The organism is Serratia sp. ME47 (assembly GCF_903970925.1).
Classification (GTDB): domain Bacteria; phylum Pseudomonadota; class Gammaproteobacteria; order Enterobacterales; family Enterobacteriaceae; genus Serratia; species Serratia ureilytica.
This window is the reverse complement of sequence record NZ_CAJCKE010000009.1, coordinates 39,350-56,705: the sequence shown is the minus strand read 5'-3', so window position 1 is coordinate 56,705 and position 17,356 is coordinate 39,350. Positions and strand designations below refer to the sequence as shown.

The 17,356-nt window shown below is 61.1% G+C and carries 14 protein-coding genes; 5 read left to right on the top strand and 9 right to left on the bottom strand.

The genetic code is table 11. The features are described 5' to 3' along the window. Positions 1–409: 409 nt before the first annotated feature. Positions 410–1,513, bottom strand: a complete 1,104-nt coding sequence (gene asd / locus H7A77_RS11445; protein ID WP_016930397.1) for an aspartate-semialdehyde dehydrogenase — start codon at positions 1,511–1,513, stop codon at positions 410–412. A gap of 394 nt (positions 1,514–1,907) precedes the next feature. Between asd and H7A77_RS11440 the strand changes: the two genes are divergently transcribed. Further along, positions 1,908–2,501 (top strand): YhgN family NAAT transporter, encoded by a 594-nt coding sequence (locus H7A77_RS11440; RefSeq protein ID WP_025159894.1) that lies wholly within the window; start codon positions 1,908–1,910, stop codon positions 2,499–2,501. Between the two features lie 30 nt (positions 2,502–2,531). Here H7A77_RS11440 and gntK read toward each other — a convergent pair whose 3' ends face one another. From gntK to H7A77_RS11420, 4 genes are all read right to left on the bottom strand, one after another. Further along, positions 2,532–3,059: a gluconokinase gene (gntK, locus tag H7A77_RS11435; protein ID WP_046687937.1), complete on the bottom strand. Its 528-nt coding sequence runs from the start codon at positions 3,057–3,059 to the stop codon at positions 2,532–2,534. Between the two features lie 101 nt (positions 3,060–3,160). Then, positions 3,161–4,477: a gluconate transporter gene (gene gntT / locus H7A77_RS11430; RefSeq protein ID WP_004930830.1), complete on the bottom strand. Its 1,317-nt coding sequence runs from the start codon at positions 4,475–4,477 to the stop codon at positions 3,161–3,163. 340 nt (positions 4,478–4,817) lie between these two features. Next, positions 4,818–5,813: a gluconate operon transcriptional repressor GntR gene (gene gntR / locus H7A77_RS11425; RefSeq protein ID WP_004930833.1), complete on the bottom strand. Its 996-nt coding sequence runs from the start codon at positions 5,811–5,813 to the stop codon at positions 4,818–4,820. A 294-nt stretch (positions 5,814–6,107) separates the two neighbouring features. Next, the gene (locus H7A77_RS11420; protein WP_182074208.1) at positions 6,108–6,803 is read right to left on the bottom strand and encodes a pirin family protein; all 696 of its coding nucleotides are present in this window, start codon (positions 6,801–6,803) and stop codon (positions 6,108–6,110) included. A gap of 389 nt (positions 6,804–7,192) precedes the next feature. Between H7A77_RS11420 and H7A77_RS11415 the strand changes: the two genes are divergently transcribed. Both H7A77_RS11415 and H7A77_RS11410 read left to right on the top strand, forming a co-directional pair. Beyond that, positions 7,193–7,708 carry a GNAT family N-acetyltransferase gene (locus tag H7A77_RS11415; RefSeq protein ID WP_182074207.1) on the top strand — a complete coding sequence of 172 codons (516 nt, stop codon included), beginning with the start codon at positions 7,193–7,195 and terminating at the stop codon, positions 7,706–7,708. Next, positions 7,701–8,882 carry a P1 family peptidase gene (locus H7A77_RS11410; RefSeq protein ID WP_182074206.1) on the top strand — a complete coding sequence of 394 codons (1,182 nt, stop codon included), beginning with the start codon at positions 7,701–7,703 and terminating at the stop codon, positions 8,880–8,882. Before H7A77_RS11415 ends, H7A77_RS11410 begins: the two co-directional genes overlap by 8 nt. 57 nt (positions 8,883–8,939) lie before the next feature. Here H7A77_RS11410 and iolE read toward each other — a convergent pair whose 3' ends face one another. The 4 genes from iolE to iolD are packed head-to-tail and all read right to left on the bottom strand — an operon-like array spanning position 8,940 to position 13,816. Next, positions 8,940–9,836, bottom strand: a complete 897-nt coding sequence (gene iolE, locus H7A77_RS11405; protein ID WP_182074205.1) for a myo-inosose-2 dehydratase — start codon at positions 9,834–9,836, stop codon at positions 8,940–8,942. 59 nt (positions 9,837–9,895) lie between these two features. Further along, complete coding sequence (locus H7A77_RS11400) at positions 9,896–10,780, bottom strand: sugar phosphate isomerase/epimerase family protein (RefSeq protein WP_182074204.1); 885 nt, start codon at positions 10,778–10,780, stop codon at positions 9,896–9,898. A 31-nt stretch (positions 10,781–10,811) separates the two neighbouring features. Then, the gene (locus H7A77_RS11395; protein WP_042785519.1) at positions 10,812–11,834 is read right to left on the bottom strand and encodes a Gfo/Idh/MocA family protein; all 1,023 of its coding nucleotides are present in this window, start codon (positions 11,832–11,834) and stop codon (positions 10,812–10,814) included. Positions 11,835–11,875: 41 nt separating this feature from the next. Next, entirely contained in the window at positions 11,876–13,816 is a 1,941-nt protein-coding gene (iolD, locus tag H7A77_RS11390) for a 3D-(3,5/4)-trihydroxycyclohexane-1,2-dione acylhydrolase (decyclizing) (RefSeq protein WP_182074203.1), read from the bottom strand. Positions 13,817–14,362: 546 nt separating this feature from the next. Between iolD and iolC the strand changes: the two genes are divergently transcribed. Together iolC and H7A77_RS11380 are read left to right on the top strand one after the other, a co-directional pair. Further along, positions 14,363–16,294: a 5-dehydro-2-deoxygluconokinase gene (gene iolC, locus H7A77_RS11385; protein ID WP_047573408.1), complete on the top strand. Its 1,932-nt coding sequence runs from the start codon at positions 14,363–14,365 to the stop codon at positions 16,292–16,294. Between the two features lie 203 nt (positions 16,295–16,497). Further along, complete coding sequence (locus tag H7A77_RS11380) at positions 16,498–17,334, top strand: MurR/RpiR family transcriptional regulator (protein ID WP_004930856.1); 837 nt, start codon at positions 16,498–16,500, stop codon at positions 17,332–17,334. The last annotated feature ends 22 nt before the right edge of the window (positions 17,335–17,356 follow it).

Sequence of the window (17,356 nt, the reverse complement as noted above, 5' to 3'; positions counted from 1 at the left end):
CACGGCTTGTTGGTTATTCCTTGGCCGTTTTGGTCATCATGCAATGCATTCGGACTCTAAAGCGTGATTGCGGTCGGTTATTGACCAATCTTTACTCTGCCGACCTGAATTTCGCTCTTTATGCTTATTTTTTGAAATATTTCAGTCATGGTGAAAAAGTGTTCACCCCTGCGTTAAGCATAGCCAATGTCTGTTAAAAACTGCTCGGCATTGGTGAGGAAAATTCTTCATTAAGAAAACTGCCAGCCTGACGGCATCTGCATGCGGCGGCCGACGAGAAGAGATGCGGGGTACAGCCCAATGAAACGAGACTTGCGATAACGCTGCCCGACGCGGCGCGCAGCGAACAAAAAAGCGGAAAATAAGGCGTTAGGGGGCTGAAAGCGCTCAGCCCCCAGGAAGTATGGGTTTACAGCAGGATGCGCAGCATGCGGCGCAGCGGCTCGGCCGCGCCCCACAGCAGTTGGTCACCCACGGTGAACGCCGACAGGTACTCCGGCCCCATATTCAGCTTGCGCAGACGGCCGACCGGCGTATTCAGCGTGCCGGTCACCGCCGCAGGCGTCAGTTCGCGCATGGTCAGCTCGCGGTCGTTCGGGATCACGCGCACCCAGTCGTTGTGCGTCGCCAGCATCTGCTCGATTTCCGGCAGCGACACGTCTTTTTTCAGCTTCAGGGTGAACGCCTGGCTGTGGCAGCGCAGCGCGCCCACGCGCACGCACAGGCCATCGACCGGGATCACGCTGCCGGTGTTGAGGATCTTGTTGGTCTCCGCCTGGCCTTTCCACTCTTCGCGGCTCTGGCCGTTGTCGAGCTGCTTGTCGATCCACGGGATCAGGCTGCCGGCCAGCGGCACGCCGAAGTTGTCGGTCGGCAGTTTGCCGCTGCGGGTGGCCTCGGTCACCTTGCGCTCGATATCCAGAATGGCGGAGGCCGGATCCTGCAGCTCTTTCGCCACGTCGGCGTGCAGCATGCCCATTTGGGTCAGCAGTTCGCGCATATGGCGCGCGCCGCCGCCGGAGGCCGCCTGGTAGGTGGCGACCGACGCCCACTCCACCAGATCGTTGGCGAACAGGCCGCCGAGGGACATCAGCATCAGGCTGACGGTGCAGTTGCCGCCGACGAAGGTTTTGATGCCTTTGTCCAGGCCCTGCTGGATCACCGCGTGGTTGACCGGATCCAGAATGATGATGGCGTCATCCTGCATGCGCAGCGACGAGGCCGCGTCGATCCAGTAACCCTGCCAACCGCTGGCGCGCAGCTTAGGATAAACTTCGTTGGTATAATCGCCGCCCTGACAGGTAATAATGATATCGAGCGCGCTCAGGGCGTCGATGTCATAGGCATCCTGCAGCGTGCCCTGCTGGCCGCCGAAGGCCGGCGCGGCAGAACCGTGCTGCGAGGTGGAGAAAAAGACCGGGCGAATGGCGTCGAAATCGCGCTCTTCCGTCATGCGTTGCATGAGAACCGAGCCGACCATTCCGCGCCAACCGATGAAACCAACGTTTTTCATAATATCTGTGTCCCGCCCGGATAAGGGCTTATTAGGTGATAACGAGTTGTGTGCAATATCTCCTCACCTTACAAAATGTCGGCGCGGGCGCAAAGTGAATTTATTCGATGGCTGGGGATTTCTCAGCAATCCTTCTTATATAGCCGTCGTCTTTCAAACTGCAGCGTTGTTACCTGCACGTAGTTACGTGGCCCATCCGTGGGCCACGCCCCAAGGGGCCGCTGCGAGCAGCGTTCAAATCTGCTCCCGGCAGATTTGTCATACCCCAGTCACTTACTTGAGTAAGCTCCTGGGGATGCGATCGCTGGGCGCCTAGCTGCAATTTGAAATCCATAGGGTATAGGCAAGGACGCGGCCGAAAAGGCCGAGGCGTTTTCCCGATCACGAGGTCACCATGACAGAGATGATTTCCGCTACGGTATTGCTGTTTTTAATTATGGATCCGCTGGGCAACCTGCCGATTTTCATGTCGGTGCTCAAGCACCTGGAACCGCGCCGCCGCCGCGTGGTGTTGATTCGCGAGCTGCTGATCGCCCTGCTGCTGATGCTGATCTTCCTGTTCGCCGGCGAGAAAATTCTGGCGTTCCTCAACCTGCGCACCGAAACCGTCTCCATTTCCGGCGGCATCATCCTGTTTCTGATCGCCATCAAGATGATTTTCCCCTCGCAGGAAGGAAACAGCTCCGGGCTGTCCGCCGGCGAGGAGCCGTTCCTGGTGCCGCTGGCGATCCCGCTGGTGGCCGGGCCGTCGATTCTGGCTGCATTGATGCTGCTGTCGCACCAGTATCCGCATCAACTGCCCCATCTGGTGGCGGCGCTGTTGATCGCCTGGGGCCTCTCTGCGGCCATTTTGCTGATGTCGAACCTGTTCCTGCGCCTGCTGGGCAGCAAAGGCGTCAGCGCGCTGGAGCGGTTGATGGGGCTGATTCTGGTGATGCTGTCGACCCAGATGTTCCTGGACGGCGTGCGGGCTTACATGAAGCTGTAGGCGCCTGGCGGCGCCGACAACGGCCCGCGCTCAGCGGGCGGTAACGCGGCGAATATAGGCGAGCGTATCGGCGACCACGCCGTCCAGCGGCTGGTTGATGTCGATCGCTTGCACATCCGGCTCCTGCTCGCCCGGCTCTTCCAACGTGGCGAACTGCGAAACCAGCATCTGCGGTTTGAAGAAGTGACCTTTGCGCTGCTTCAGGCGCTCCTCGATCACCGCCTTGTCGCCTTTCAGGTAGAGGAAATGCAGGTTGCTATTCCCTTCGCGCAGGCGGTCGCGATAGCTTTTCTTCAGCGCCGAGCAGACCAGCAGCGACACGGGATTGGTGCGTTGCATGGCGAAGATGGCGTCGTTCAAGGCCGCCAGCCACGGGGCACGATCGTTGTCGTCCAGCGCATGCCCGGCAGCCATCTTGTTGATGTTGGCGCGCGGATGCAGATAATCGCCGTCCAGCATGGCGGCATCGGCCTCGCGGGCGACGGCGCTGGCTACGGCGGATTTGCCGCTGCCGGACACGCCCATCAGGATAAATACGTGATTCTGCGGATTGCTCATTGTGTCATGCCCTTATGGGAACTGGCGCAAACGCGCCAAATGCGTCCCGACTGATAAAGATACTTTGGAACGCCGACGCCCCGCAGGGCGCCGGATAACGATTATACAACCGTCGCCAGCAGCAGGCAGCCCACCAGGCCGCACACCGAGATGATGGTTTCCAGCACCGACCAGGATTTGATGGTTTCCATGATGCTCAGGTTGAAGTACTCCTTGAACAGCCAGAAACCCGGATCGTTGACGTGCGAGAAGATAACGCTGCCGGAACCGACCGCAATCACCATCAGCTCAGGGCTGACGCCGGTAGTGGCGATCAGCGGCGCCACGATGCCGCCGGCGGTGATTGCCGCCACGGTGGCGGAACCCAGCGCCAGACGCAGCGCGGCGGCGATCGACCAGGCCATCAGGATCGGCGAAACGTTGCTGCCTTCCATCAGACCGGCGATGTACTTCTCAACGCCGCTGTCCACCAGCACCTGCTTGAAGGCGCCGCCGCCGCCGATGATCAACAGCATCATGGCGATGATTTTAATCGAATCGGTGATGGTGCCCATCACTTCATCCATGGTGCGGCCGCGGTTCAGGCCGAAGGTGAAGATAGCGATCAGCACGGCGATCAGGGTCGCCATCACCGGGTCGCCGAAGAACTCGGCGAAGCGCAGCAGGCTGTGGCCCTTCGGCAGCACCATTTCAGCGACCGCGCGCAGCGCCATCAGGATCACCGGCACCAGCGACGTGGCGACGCTGACGCCAAAGCTCGGCATCTCCGCGTCGGTAAAGGTTTTCGGGTTGTACAGGCCTTCCGGCACCGGCTTGTCGATGCCTTTCAGGAAGCGGGCATAGACCGGGCCGGCCAGGATCACCGTCGGGATCGCCAGCAGCGTGCCGTACAACAGGGTTTTACCCATGTCGGCATGGAAGATGGTGGCGATGGCGGTCGGGCCCGGGTGCGGCGGCAGGAAGCCGTGAGTCACCGACAGCGCGGCGGCCATCGGCACGCCGACGTACAGCAGCGGAATGCGCGCGGAGGCGGCGATGGTGAACACCAGCGGCAGCAACAGCACGAAGCCCACTTCGTAGAACAGCGCGAAGCCGACGGTGAAACCGGTCAGCACCACCGCCCATTGAATGTGTTTTCTGCCGAACTTGTCGATCAGCGTGGTGGCGATGCGCTGTGCGCCGCCGCAGTCCGCCAGCAGCTTGCCGAGCATGGCGCCGAAGCCCATGATCAGCGCCAGGCTGCCCAGCGTGCCGCCCACGCCGGCCTTGATGGAGCCGATGACCTTATCGACCGGCATCCCCTGTGCAATCCCGACCGCCAGAGCAACCAGAACCAGAGAGATAAAGCCGTTCAGCTTGAAGCGGATCATCAGCAGCAGCAGCAGCGCTACGCCGCCTGCAACAATCACTAATGGCATAGTTTTTCTCCAACCTTTTATCGCGACTCTCTTTACGATAGGCGTAAAGCGTGCGGTTGTTTTATTTTTAGGCTCTTTCCCGGTGTTTAAGAAGAGCTGTAGGTGTTGTTGATTCAGAGGTTCAGTCTTGCAGCAAGATGACCGCCCACTCGTTGTTACCGGTATCATGATACCGGTAACAACATAAGCCTCGGAACCGGGTAAGCGGCTAAAATTCGCGTTCTGGGACAGAGATCAAACTTATGTCGGCAACGAGCGGCGGGCTTACAGGCGGGATAACCAGCGCGCCTCAGGACGCGCTGCAAAAAGAAAGGGTGTTAAAACAGAACGTTAAAATGGCTCAGATGCTGCCGCCTGGGATCACGGTGAAACCGACGTCCACCATGCGCGGGCACACCGTTTCGCCGCGCAGCCGGGCCAGCAGGCGCTCGGCGCCGATCTGCCCCATGCGTTCGCGCGGGGTCAGCACGCTGGCCAGCTTCGGCACCATCACCTGACCGATGTCATGGCCGTGGAAACCGGCGATCGCCATGTCCTGCGGGATCGACAGCCCCTGTCGCTGGCACTCGAAGGCCGCGCCGATCGCCAGGTCATCGTTGGTGCAGAAGATACTGTCGATCTGCGGATAATCGCGCTGCGCCTGGCGCAGCAGCTCGCCGCCGGCGGAATAGGAGGAAGACCGCGCGGTCATGATGCTGTACGGCTCCAGGCCGGATTCACGCATCGCCTGCTCATACCCCTGTTGTTTGATGATGGTACGTTCATCCTGACGGGCGCCGAAGTAGACCACGTGACGGTGGCCGTGCGCGATGATTTGCTGCGTCATCTGGCGCGCCGCCTCGAAGTTGTTGAAGCCCACCGCCAGATCGATGCACGGCGAGACGCAGTCCATCAGCTCTACCACCGGAATGCCCGCCACCTCGATCATCTTCAGGGTGCGCGGCGTGTGGTGGCGCTCGGACAGGATCAAACCGTCGATATTGTAAGACAGCAGCGAGGTCAGACGCTCTTCTTCACGCTCCGGCAGATAGCCGTAGTGCGCCAGCATGGTCTGGTAGTTGTGCGCGTCGGTCACGCTTTCGATGCCGCGCAGCACTTCGGCGAACACCTGGTTGGTCAGCGACGGCAACAGCACGCCAATCGCCCGGCTGGTGGCGTTGGAGAGAATGTCCGGCGCGCGGTTGGGGATGTAGCCCAGCTCATCCAGCGCGACGGCGATTTTTTGCTGCAGGGCGGCGGAAACCTGGTCGGGATTGCGCAGATAACGGCTCACCGTCATCTTGGTCACGCCCACCTTGTCCGCCACATCCTGGAGTACCGGCCGTTTTTTCTTCATTATCAATGAACTGACTAACCGTGAATGGGCAGTCATTTTAGCAAAAAAAACGGCGCGCCGATATTGTCGGTTATGCGACGGCCAACGCAAAAAGGGCTCACACCGTGAGCCCTTCATACGCAGACAAAGGGGGAAAAAGCGTGGTTTCTCCCCCTTTGTGACGAGCAGCCGAAAATCAATAAATTGATTTTCCTTGTTTTTATATGTTTTGCCGGCGTTAAGTCAGGCAACGTCGGCAGGCGAATCACTCACTTCAAGGGCTCACACCGTGAGCCCTTGATATTTACCGCTTAATCACACCGGCGGCAGATCGAACAGCAGGATTTCGCTCTCTTCGTCGGCCTGAATCGTCAGCGCCGATTCATCCCACACCGCAAACGCGTCGCTGATGCCGGCGGCCTGGCCATTGACCGAGACCTTGCCGCGCACCACCTGGATCCAAATGCGGCGTCCGGCGTCGATCGCGTATTCCGCCTGCTCACCTTTATTCAGCGCCCAACGCGACAGCGTCATGTCCTGGAACACCTTCAGCGAGCCGTCACGCGCATCCGGCGACAGCACCAGCTGACAGCCCTGCGGCGCGTCGAACATGCGCTGTTCGTAGCGCGGCTCCAGCCCGACCTGATCCGGGATGATCCAAATCTGGTACAGGTGCAACGGACGATCCTGATTGGCGTTGTACTCGGAGTGACGCACGCCGGTGCCCGCACTCATGATCTGGAATTCGCCGGCCTGGATCTGCTCCTTGTTGCCCATGCTGTCCTGGTGTTCCACCGTGCCGCTCAGCACGTAGGTCAGGATTTCCATGTCTTTATGCGGGTGGGTACCGAAGCCCTGCCCTGCGTCGATCACATCTTCGTTGATCACCCGCAGCGCCGAGAACCCCATAAAGTTCGGATCGTAGTAATCGGCAAATGAGAAGGTGTGCCAGCTATCCAGCCAGCCATGATTGGCGTGGCCGCGGTCTTCCGCTTTACGTACATAAATCATATTCAACTCTCCTCAATGTTTTTTTACAGTCTAGTCCTGCCAGCAGAATAAGAAAGCGTAAAAAACTCATGCCTCTGTTCAAAAATTTCGATGAAATGAAACGGCGGATGGGCAGCGGATTTGTTGAAAGCGGGAACGACTGAAAAATGGCAAAAAAAAAGCCAGCACCCGAGCTGGCTAAGTAAACACTGGAAGCAATGTGAGCAATGTCGTGCCTTCGCAGCGAGAGTATCAAGGGTTGATGCCCTCCCCGGAACGCATCGCAATAATAATCATTATCATTCGCACCTGTAAAGCGTTTTTTTTGACCCGTTTAAATAATATTGACTCAAGGCAGTAAACGGATAAATTCAGAGGTTATTCAACCGGTAAGCGACAGGAGCAGCGAGATGAGCGAGATCGTGATACGCCACGTGGAAACAACGGATGCGCAGGCCCTGCATCATCTTTATTCTCAGACGCCCGTCTACCGCGATACGCTGCAGCTCCCGCTACCGTCCGTCGAGTCCTGGCAGAAGCGCCTCGCCAATCCCGAACCGGGCACGCATAACCTGGCCGCCATCATCGACGGGCAGCTTGCCGGCCAGTTGGTTGTGATGCTGAATCAGCGCGTTCGCCGCCGCCACGTCGCCACCTTTGGCATCGGCGTCGATCCGCGCTACCACGGTAAAGGCGTCGGCAGCCGCCTGATGCAGACGATGCTCGACCTGTGCGACAACTGGGCGGCCATCGAGCGCATCGAACTGACGGTGTTCACCGATAACCCGGCGGCCATCGCGCTGTACCGCAAATTCGGCTTTGAGATAGAGGGCACCAGCCGCGCCTATGCCATGCGCGACGGCGTGCTGGTCGATGCCTACCATATGGCGCGTCTGCGCTCCGGGCAGCCACGCGCAGATGCGTGATCTCATCCCCCCGCAGGGGCCGCTGCACCGGCCCCTTAACATCAACCGCCGAACTTTTTTACAAGCGCTGGCCGGCCTGACCGCCGCCGCCGGCATGTTCTCTCCCCTCACCCCATTAGGTGCCGCTATGCCAACTTCCGCCACCGGGCGCCCTGGCGCCCGCAACCTGATTACCGATGTGCCGGGCCTGAAGGTCGGCGTGGCGCAGGACAGCCGGGTGCGCACCGGCGCGACGGTGATCCTGCCGGACAGCCCAGCGATGGCCGCCGTGGACGTGCGCGGCGGCGGCCCCGCTACCCGGGAAACCGACGCCTTGGGCGAAGACAATCTGGTGCAAACCATCGATGCGCTGACGTTCAGCGGCGGTTCAGTTTACGGCCTGGCGGCGGCGGACGGCGTCGCGGCCTGGCTGGGGCAACAGGGCCGAGGCTACGCGCTGCGCCCAGCGCCCGGCGTGCCGGTCTCCCCGATCGTGCCCACCGCCTGCCTGTACGATCTGGCCAACGGCGGTGACAAAAACTGGCAGCTCACGCCGCCGTATCGCCAGTTGGGCATCGACGCGGTCGGCAAGGCTGGATTGGACTTTCCGCTGGGCACCGTCGGCGCCGGCTACGGCGCCATGACCGGCATGGGCAAGCTGAAAGGCGGCCTCGGTTCGGCGTCTATCGTCGCCGCCAACGGCGCTACCGTCGGCGCGCTGGTGGCGGTCAACAGCCTGGGTGCGGTGGTAGCGCCCGGCACCCGCGCCTTCTGGGCGACGCCCTATGAAATTGACGGTGAATTCGGCAACGGCGGCGCGGCGGCGCTGGCGCAACTGCGCGCTCAGGGCGAAGACTGGATGGTGCAAGAGCCGCAGGGCGGCAGAAAGAACACCACCCTGGCCTGCATCGCCACCGATCTGGCGCTGACGCGCGTGGAGTTGAAACGGGTGGCCATCATGGCGCAAGACGGCATGGCGCGCGCTATTCGCCCGCTGCACAGCCCGTTTGACGGCGACGTGGTGTTCGCCCTGTCCACCGGGCAGCGCGAAGTACAGGGCAGCCGCGAACTGGCGGTGCTGCAGATCGGCGCGCTGGCGGCGGACACCCTCGCTCGGGCGATCGCCCGTGGCGTATACGCCGCCACGCCGTGGCCGGGCAGCCAGGTTGCCACCTGGCGAACGCTCGGCGGCTAACGCGCCGCCATCAAAAAGGGGCGCTGGCGCCCCTTAATCATAATTAACCCTCGCCGCTTAAATGCCGGCGGTTTCCCGAATATAACGGCGCGCTTTTACCGCATACTCGAACGGGTTGGCCAGCGCCGGATCCTGCTCGGCCTCCACCACCATCCACCCTTTGTAACCGCGCTCGTCCAGCAGCTTGAACACCGGCCTGAAGTCGATCACGCCATCACCCGGCACGGTGAAGGTGCCCTTCTTCACGCCGTCGAGGAAGCTCAGCTTGTTGGCCTTCACTTCCGCCACCACCTCATCGCGCACGTCCTTCAGATGGATGTGGTTGATGCGCGGCAGATACTTCTCCAGGATCGCCATCATCGCCTGCTGGCTGCCTTCCGAATAGTAGGCGTGGCCGGTATCGAACAGCAGGTAGACGTCGTCGTTGACCATGCTCATGTAGCGATCGATTTCGGCGGTGGTCTGAATGCCGGTGCCCATGTGGTGGTGCAGACACACCTGCATGCCTTTGCCGGCGGCGATCTTCGCCAGCTCGTTGTAACCGTCGGCCACCCGCCGCCACTCTTCATCGCTGAAGTACGGCTTCTCTTCGAACACCCCTTTGGTGGTGCCCTGAATGCTCTTGCTCTGTTCGGAACAGCCGATCACCCTGGCGCCCATGGCATGCAGGAAATTCATGTGGTTGATAAATTCATCGATGGTTTTGTCTTTCTGACCATCGGCGAAAAAGGTGCTGAACCAGGCGTTGCAGATCTGGATGCCGCGAATATCCAGCATCGGCTTCAGCACCGCCGGATCGCGCGGATATTTGCTGCCCACTTCGCTGCCGGTGAAGCCGGCCAGCGCCATTTCGCTGACGCACTGCTGAAAGGTGTTTTCCTTGCCCAGATCGGGCATGTCGTCGTTGGTCCAGCCGATCGGCGCAATGGCCAATTTCACGTTGTCTTTATTCATGGTCTGCCTCGGTCCTTGGAGGGCCGCCGGTGCAAACGCCGCCGGCGAGCCGAATAAGATTAGTTGCCCAACAGCTCTCTTTCGATGCGCTCTCTGGTCGCCACCGCCTGGCTCGGCATCTTTTCCGGATAGCCGAACAGCGAGGTGCAGATGATCGATTCGCCGCCGACCTTGAAGTTGCGGTTGGCGAATTCCATGTCGCGCAGCGTCTGGAACAGGGCGTCGAAATTCACCTCACCTTCGCCGATGCCGACATGCTGGTGCACCGCGGCGTCAACGCCCGGCGGGTTGACGATATAGCGGCAGTGCTTGGTGTGGTTCATGGTGTCGGCGATCAGCACGTGGGAAAGATCGTCCCCGGCGTACTTCAGCATGCCGGCCACGTCGCCCTGACCCTTGTCGTAGTAGAAGGTGTGCGGCACGCTGTAGAGGTATTTGACGTGGTCGCTGCGCAGCGATTTCACCAGATCGGCGGTTTCGTTGCTCAGCTCACAGAAGTCCCACGGATGCGACTGGATCTCCATACGGATGCCCTCACGCTCGACGATCGGCAGCAGCTCCTCCATCGAGCGATACCACAGCTCCTCGCAGAGCTCCGGCTCGTTGGGGTTACCGGCCAACTCGGTGTTGATCACCTGCACGCCCATCTCCACCGCGATTTCGATCATCCGTCGCCAGTTTTTGACCGCCGCCTGGCGGCGATCTTCCCCCGGCCCGGACCAGCGATACACCACGATAAATGAGGATATTTCCACGCCGGTCGCTTTCAGGGCGTTTTTATACTCCGCCATGATTTCGCGGCTGGCCTTCGGATGCTTGTAAAACGGGTTGATCTGCGGGTGCGGCGACTGCTCGATGTACTTATAGCCCCAGTCCGCCACCTGCTGAACCATTTTGGTCACGCCCAAATCCCGGATAACGTCGACATCAAAAGCGATCTTCATGGTCACTCCTCTGCAATCGTGGGTACGGGGTTCAAGCCGATGGCTTGTTGTAAAACGCCGGGCGCGCCGGCAGGGTCACCGGTACGATCTCGCCGCTGAGCTGGGCCGCCACGCAGGCGTCGGCGGTCACGGCGGCGGCGTAGCCGTCCCAGGCGGAAGGCCCGGTCAGTTGGCCCGCGGCCACGTCGTTGATGAACCCCTGCAGCTCGACGTCATAGGCGTCGATAAAGCGATCCTTCCAGTCGGTCAGGATTTCGGTCGACAGGCGGGCGCCGCTGCGCAGCTGCACCGAGGACGGCTCCGGCAGTTTGGCGATGCCGGTTTCCCCCACCACTTCACACTGAATGTCGTAGCCGTACTGGCAGTTGACGAAAATCTCGACGTCGATGCGGGTGCCTTTGGCGGTTTCGAACAGCACAATCTGCGGATCTTTCAGATGCGGGAACGCCTTCGGGCTCTTGCGCGGGAATACCACCTGCACCGACACATAGTCGTCGTCGAGCAGCCAGCGCAGCACGTCGATTTCGTGGATCAGGGTGTCGGTGATCGCCATATCGGTGGTGTAAGCCTCGCCGACCGTCGGGTTGCGGTGCGCGCAGTGCAACATCAGCGGTTCGCCGATCTGGCCGCTGGTCAGCACCTGTTTCAGCGCGCGATAGCCTTGGTCATAGGGGCGCATAAAGCCGACCTGCACCAGCCGCTTGCCGTGCTTCGCTTCGGCATCGACGATGTTTTTGCAGCCCTGCGCGGTCACCGCCAGCGGTTTCTCGCAGAACACCGGTTTGCCGGCGGCGATGGCCGCCAGCACGAATTCTTCGTGGCTCGGCCCCCAGGAGGTGACCAGCACCGCCTGCACGTCGGCGGCCTTGATCAGATCGTGGCCGCTGTCATACACCCGCGCATCCAGCTGCAGATCGTTCACCGCCTTGGCGGCGTTGTCGCGATTGATGTCGTTCACCGCCACGACGCGGGCGCCCTGCAAAACTTTACTGCAGCGACGGATATGATCGCGGCCGATGGCGCCGGTGCCGATAACCCCAATGTTCAAAGTCATTTTCGCTACCCTCTGGAAAGTGTGTTGTGTTCGAAAACGAATCAGTAATCGCGCGCCTTATCGATGTTTTCCTGCAGATTGCGCGCCACTGCGACGATTTTCTCGCTGTCGGCCACCTGAGCGCCGCCCACGCGCCACCAGCTGAGGTACTTGTGCACCATGGTCTTCGGCAGCACTTTGATGTCGAGCAGCGTGGACACGGTTTGCCTGCGGGCGTCGGCCAGCGCGTCGAGCAGCTGCTGCTCGGTGGTGACGCGATAGGTTTTGCACCCGTAAGCCGCCGCCAGCATGGCGAAATCGACCGGCACCAGTTTGCCGTCGAGCTTGCCGCCCTCTGGATTACGGAAGCGGAATTCGGTGGTGTAACTGTCCATGCCGTGTTCCATCTGCAGGTTGTTGATGCAGCCGTTGGTCATGTTGTCAAACAGCACCACGTTGATCTTGCAGCCTTCCTGAATCGAAGTGACCAGCTCGGAATGGAGCATCATGAAGGCGCCGTCGCCCACCATCGCGTACACCTCGCGCTGCGGCTCGGCCAGCTTGACCCCCAATGCGGCGTTCACCTCGTACCCCATGCAGGAGTAGCCGTATTCCACGTGGTAACCGTGCTCGCCATGGTTGTGCCACACCCGCTGCAGGTCGCCCGGCAGGCTGCCGGCGGCGGCCACAATCACGCTGTCCGGCGGCAGCTCGCGGTTCAGCACCCCCAGCACCCGGCTTTGCGTCATCGCCGAGTCGGTCTGCGCGATAAATTCGGCGAACACCCGTTCGCGATCGAGGTGATCGTCTATTTCCGGCACAAAGCCTGCGCCGCTGTATTCCACCGCGTAAACCCGCTCGGTCTCTTCACGCTGGGCGCCGCGCGCAGCGGCGATGGCGTCGCCCCAGCCGGCGCGATAATCAGCCTGCGCCAGCAGCGCGCTCAGTTCGCTCAGGCCCTCGCGGGCGTCCGCCAGCACCTGCACGCCGTCGAGCTTGCCGGCATCAAAGGCGCTGACGTTGATATTGAGGAAGCTGACGTCCGGATGTTGAAACAGCCATTTGGACGAGGTGGTGAAATCGGTGTAACGGGTGCCGACGCCAATCACCAGATCGGCCTGTCGAGCCAGCGTGTTGGCCGCCAGGCAGCCGGTTTCGCCGATGCCGCCGAGGTTGAATTCATGATCGCTCGGCACCGCGCCTTTGCCGGCCTGGGTTTCGGCGAACGGAATGCCGAAGCGCTCGGCGAATTCGCGCAGCGCCCGCCCGGCCTGCGAGTACTTCACGCCGCCGCCGCACACCAGCAGCGGTTTGCGTTTGGCCGTCAGCAGCGCCAAGGCGTCCGCCAACATGCCATCGGTCGCCGGGCGGCGATCGAGCCGGTGCACGCGTTTTTGGAAGAAATAGTCGGGGTAGTCGTAGGCTTCCCCCTGCACGTCCTGCGGCAGACACAGCGTCACCGCGCCGGTTTCCGCCGGATCGGTCAGCACGCGCATCGCGTTGATGCAGGCGCTCATCAGCTGCTCCGGCCGCACGATGCGGTCCCAGTACTTGCTCACCGCGCGGAACGCGTCGTTGGTGCTGATGCTGAGATCGTAAGACTGTTCGATTTGCTGCAGCACCGGGTCCGGCTGGCGGGAAGCGTAAACGTCGCCCGGCAGCAGCAATAAAGGGATGCGGTTGGCGGTGGCGGTAGCCGCGGCGGTGATCATATTGGCGGCACCGGGGCCGACCGAGGAGGTGCAGGCGTAAATCTGCCGGCGCAATTTCTGCTTGGCGAAGCCGATCGCCGCGTGGGCCATCCCCTGTTCGTTACGGCCCTGGTGCACCCGCAGATCGCCACTATCCTGTTCCAGCGCTTGCCCCAACCCCAGTACGTTGCCGTGGCCGAAAATCGCGAAAATGCCCGCGACGAATTTGGTTTCCACCCCGTCGGCCAGCAGATACTGGTTATCGAGAAATCTGACGAGCGCCTGCGCCATGGTTAGCCTGATCTTGCCCATTTACTCACCCTTTAGATTGAGGGCCGCCCCGGAAAGGGCTCGCTCCGAGCCGACAATCCCGTGTTTGTGTTACGCGGCGGCAGCTATTATCTTGAGCAGGCGATGCCCGCTGCTCACGAAGTCGACAACCTGAAACGTGAAGCGATTATAAACAAATATATTTTTCATAAAATCACATTACAGAAGAAACATTTCATTTTGCGATAAAGATCGCATATTAGATGAAAAGCCCGTTTCATCTCGTGGTTTGGCCTTTACCGGCTTAGCGCCGCGCACCGGCCGGGGAACCCCATCAGCACTCAGGGCGACCGTCTTTCATCCTGCCCCGGCGCCTCTTTGCCGCACGCCCTCCGCCACCCTCTCATGGCGACTTAATCCGCTTTTTCCGCTCCTCCGTCGATGTTTTAAACGCATCACATTTTTGGGGTGTAAATTTCATTTCATATTGAAATTGAAATTTTCATTCCCCATACTGTTCCCATGCTTCCTGCAAGGCGCCACGCTCGGGCCGCCGCCGGAGTTTTGCTTAAACAGAAGGAAACGGGTATGGCTACACAAGAAAAACAGCTTGATGTCATTTGTCTCGGGCGCATCGCCGTCGATTTCTATGCTCAGCAGATCGGCGCGCGTCTGGAAGACGCCGGCACATTCGCCAAATACCTCGGCGGCTCTTCCGGCAACGTGGCCTACGGCACCGCCATTCAGGGGTTGAAATCCGGCATGCTGGCCCGCGTCGGCGATGAACACATGGGCCGCTTTCTGCGTGAAGAGCTGCAGCGCGTCGGGGCCGATACCCGCTGTCTGATCACCGACAAACACCGGTTAACTGGCCTGGTGATCCTCGGCATCAAGGATCAGGAAACCTTCCCGCTGATCTTCTACCGCGAAAACTGCGCGGACATGGCGCTGACGCCGGACGACATCGACGAAACCTACATCGCCAGCGCGCGCGCGCTGGCCATCACCGGCACGCACCTGTCGCACCCGAACACCCGCGCCGCCGTGTTGAAGGCGCTGGAATACGCGCGCCGCCACGGTTTGCGCACCGCGCTCGACATCGATTATCGCCCGGTGCTGTGGGGGCTGACGTCGCTGGGCGACGGCGAAACCCGCTTTGTGGAATCGGCACAGGTGACCCGCGAGCTGCAGGAAGTGCTGCACCAATTCGATCTGATCGTCGGCACCGAAGAGGAATTTCATATCGCCGGCGGCAGCACCGATACGCTGACGGCGCTGAAAAACGTGCGCCGGACGACCGCGGCCACGCTGGTGTGCAAGCGCGGCGCGCAGGGCTGCTCGGTGTTCGAAGATGACATCGCCGACGACTGGGCGCAGGTGAAGCTGCACGCCGGCGTGCGGGTGGAGGTGCTGAACGTGCTGGGGGCCGGCGACGCCTTTATGTCCGGTCTGCTGCGCGGCTATCTGAACGATGAGGGTTGGGATCAGTCCTGCCGCTACGCCAACGCCTGCGGCGCATTGGTGGTCTCGCGCCACGGCTGCGCGCCGGCCATGCCGACCAAACGGGAGCTGGACGACTACCTGCAGCGTGAACAACAGGTCACGCGCCCGGACCGCGACGCGCGCCTGAACCACCTGCACCGGGTCACCACCCGCAAGCAACAGTGGCCGGAACTGTGCGTGTTCGCCTTCGATCACCGCAAGCAGCTGGCGGACATGGCGCGCGAAGCCGGCGTCGGCGAGGAACGCATCCCGCGTCTGAAGACCCTGCTGCTCACTGCGGCGCGACAGGCCGCCGCGCAGGCCGGCCTCAACGGCAACAGCGGCATTCTGGCCGACACCACCTACGGGCAGGCGGCGCTGAACGAGATCACCGGCCAGGGATGGTGGATCGGCCGGCCGGTGGAGCTGCCCAGCTCGCGCCCGCTGCGCCTGGAGCACGGCAATATCGGTTCGCAATTGATCGACTGGCCGCAGGAGCACGTGGTGAAGTGCCTGGTGTTTTATCACCCGCACGACGCGGCGGAACTGCGCCGCGAACAGGATGCGCTGATCGCCGACGTCTACCGCGGCTGCTGCAAATCCGGTCACGAACTGCTGCTGGAAGTGATCCTGCCGGACAGCAACGCCGACAAGGACGAGCGCTATTACCTGGAGATGATTGAACACTTCTACCAGTTGGGCATTCAGCCGGACTGGTGGAAACTGCCGCCGCTGAGCGCGGAAAACTGGCAGCGGGTCGGCGCGCTGATCGACGCCTGCGATCCCGACTGCCGCGGCGTGCTGATCCTGGGGCTCGACTCCCCGGAGGCGGTGCTGAAGGCGGGCTTTGCCGCCGCCGCAGATGCGCGCTGGGTGAAAGGTTTCGCCGTCGGCCGCACCATTTTCGGCCAACCTTCGCGCCGCTGGCTACAGGGGGAAATCGACGACGCGGCCCTGATCGAGCAGGTGAAACAAAAATACCTGACGCTGATCGGTTTCTGGCGCCAGTACCGTCCGCAGGCGGGCGGCGCGCACTGACAGCAACAGCAGGTTCACGTCCCCTTAAGGCCATTTCGCCGCTTTAAGGGGATTTTTTTGCCCATTTTCTGTGAAGTCGCGCAATGTGCGATCGAATAAATCGCTTTTTGAGGAAATGAAATTTCCGCTCCGTCTGTTAAAATACCCTGTCAATATTTCAGGCGTCAGGCCAATGCGCCTTCACCCCACTGCGAGCCGAATGGATGAACAACCCAACTCAACTTTCGCTGTTACAGGACGAGATCCGCCACCGTTATGAAACGCTGAGCAAGCGTTTGAAGCAGGTGGCGCGCTACATTTTGGATAACAGTAACAGCATCGCTTTCGATACCGTTGCCTCCATCGCCGCACAGGCCAGCGTGCCGCCCTCCACGCTGATCCGTTTCGCCAACGCCTTCGGCTTCAGCGGCTTCAACGAAATGAAGCAGGTGTTCCGTCAGCATCTGATGGAAGAGACGGTGAACTATACCGAGCGCGCGCGTCTGTTCCGCCAAACCTCCACCGACGACAACGTCGCGCCGGAGAAACCGGCGGAGATTCTCAACGTATTCACCATGGTCAACGCGCAGGCGCTGCAGCAACTGGCGATGCAAATCGCCCCCGAGCAGCTGGATCGCGCCGTCGAGCTGCTCAACAACGCCGAAAACATCTACGTGATCGGCCTGCGCCGCTCGTTCAGCGTCGCTTCCTACCTCACCTATGCGCTGCGCCATCTGGAGCGCCGCGCGTTTCTGATCGACGGCCTGGGCGGAATGTTCACCGAACAGCTGAGCATGGTGAAACCGAAGGACGTAGTGATCGCCATCAGCTATTCGCCGTACGCCCGCGAGGCGGTGGAACTGGTGGAATTGGGCGCCAAGCGCGGCGCGCAGCAGATCGCCATCACCGACAGCCAGGTCAGCCCGCTGGCCGCCTTCAGCGACGTCTGTTTCGTGGTGCGCGAAGCGCAGGTGGACGGGTTCCGCTCGCAGGTGGCTTCGATGTGCCTGGCGCAGACGCTGGCGGTCTCGCTGGCGCTGAATAACGCCCGGGACGAGTAAAGCTGACAAAAAAGCCCGGCAA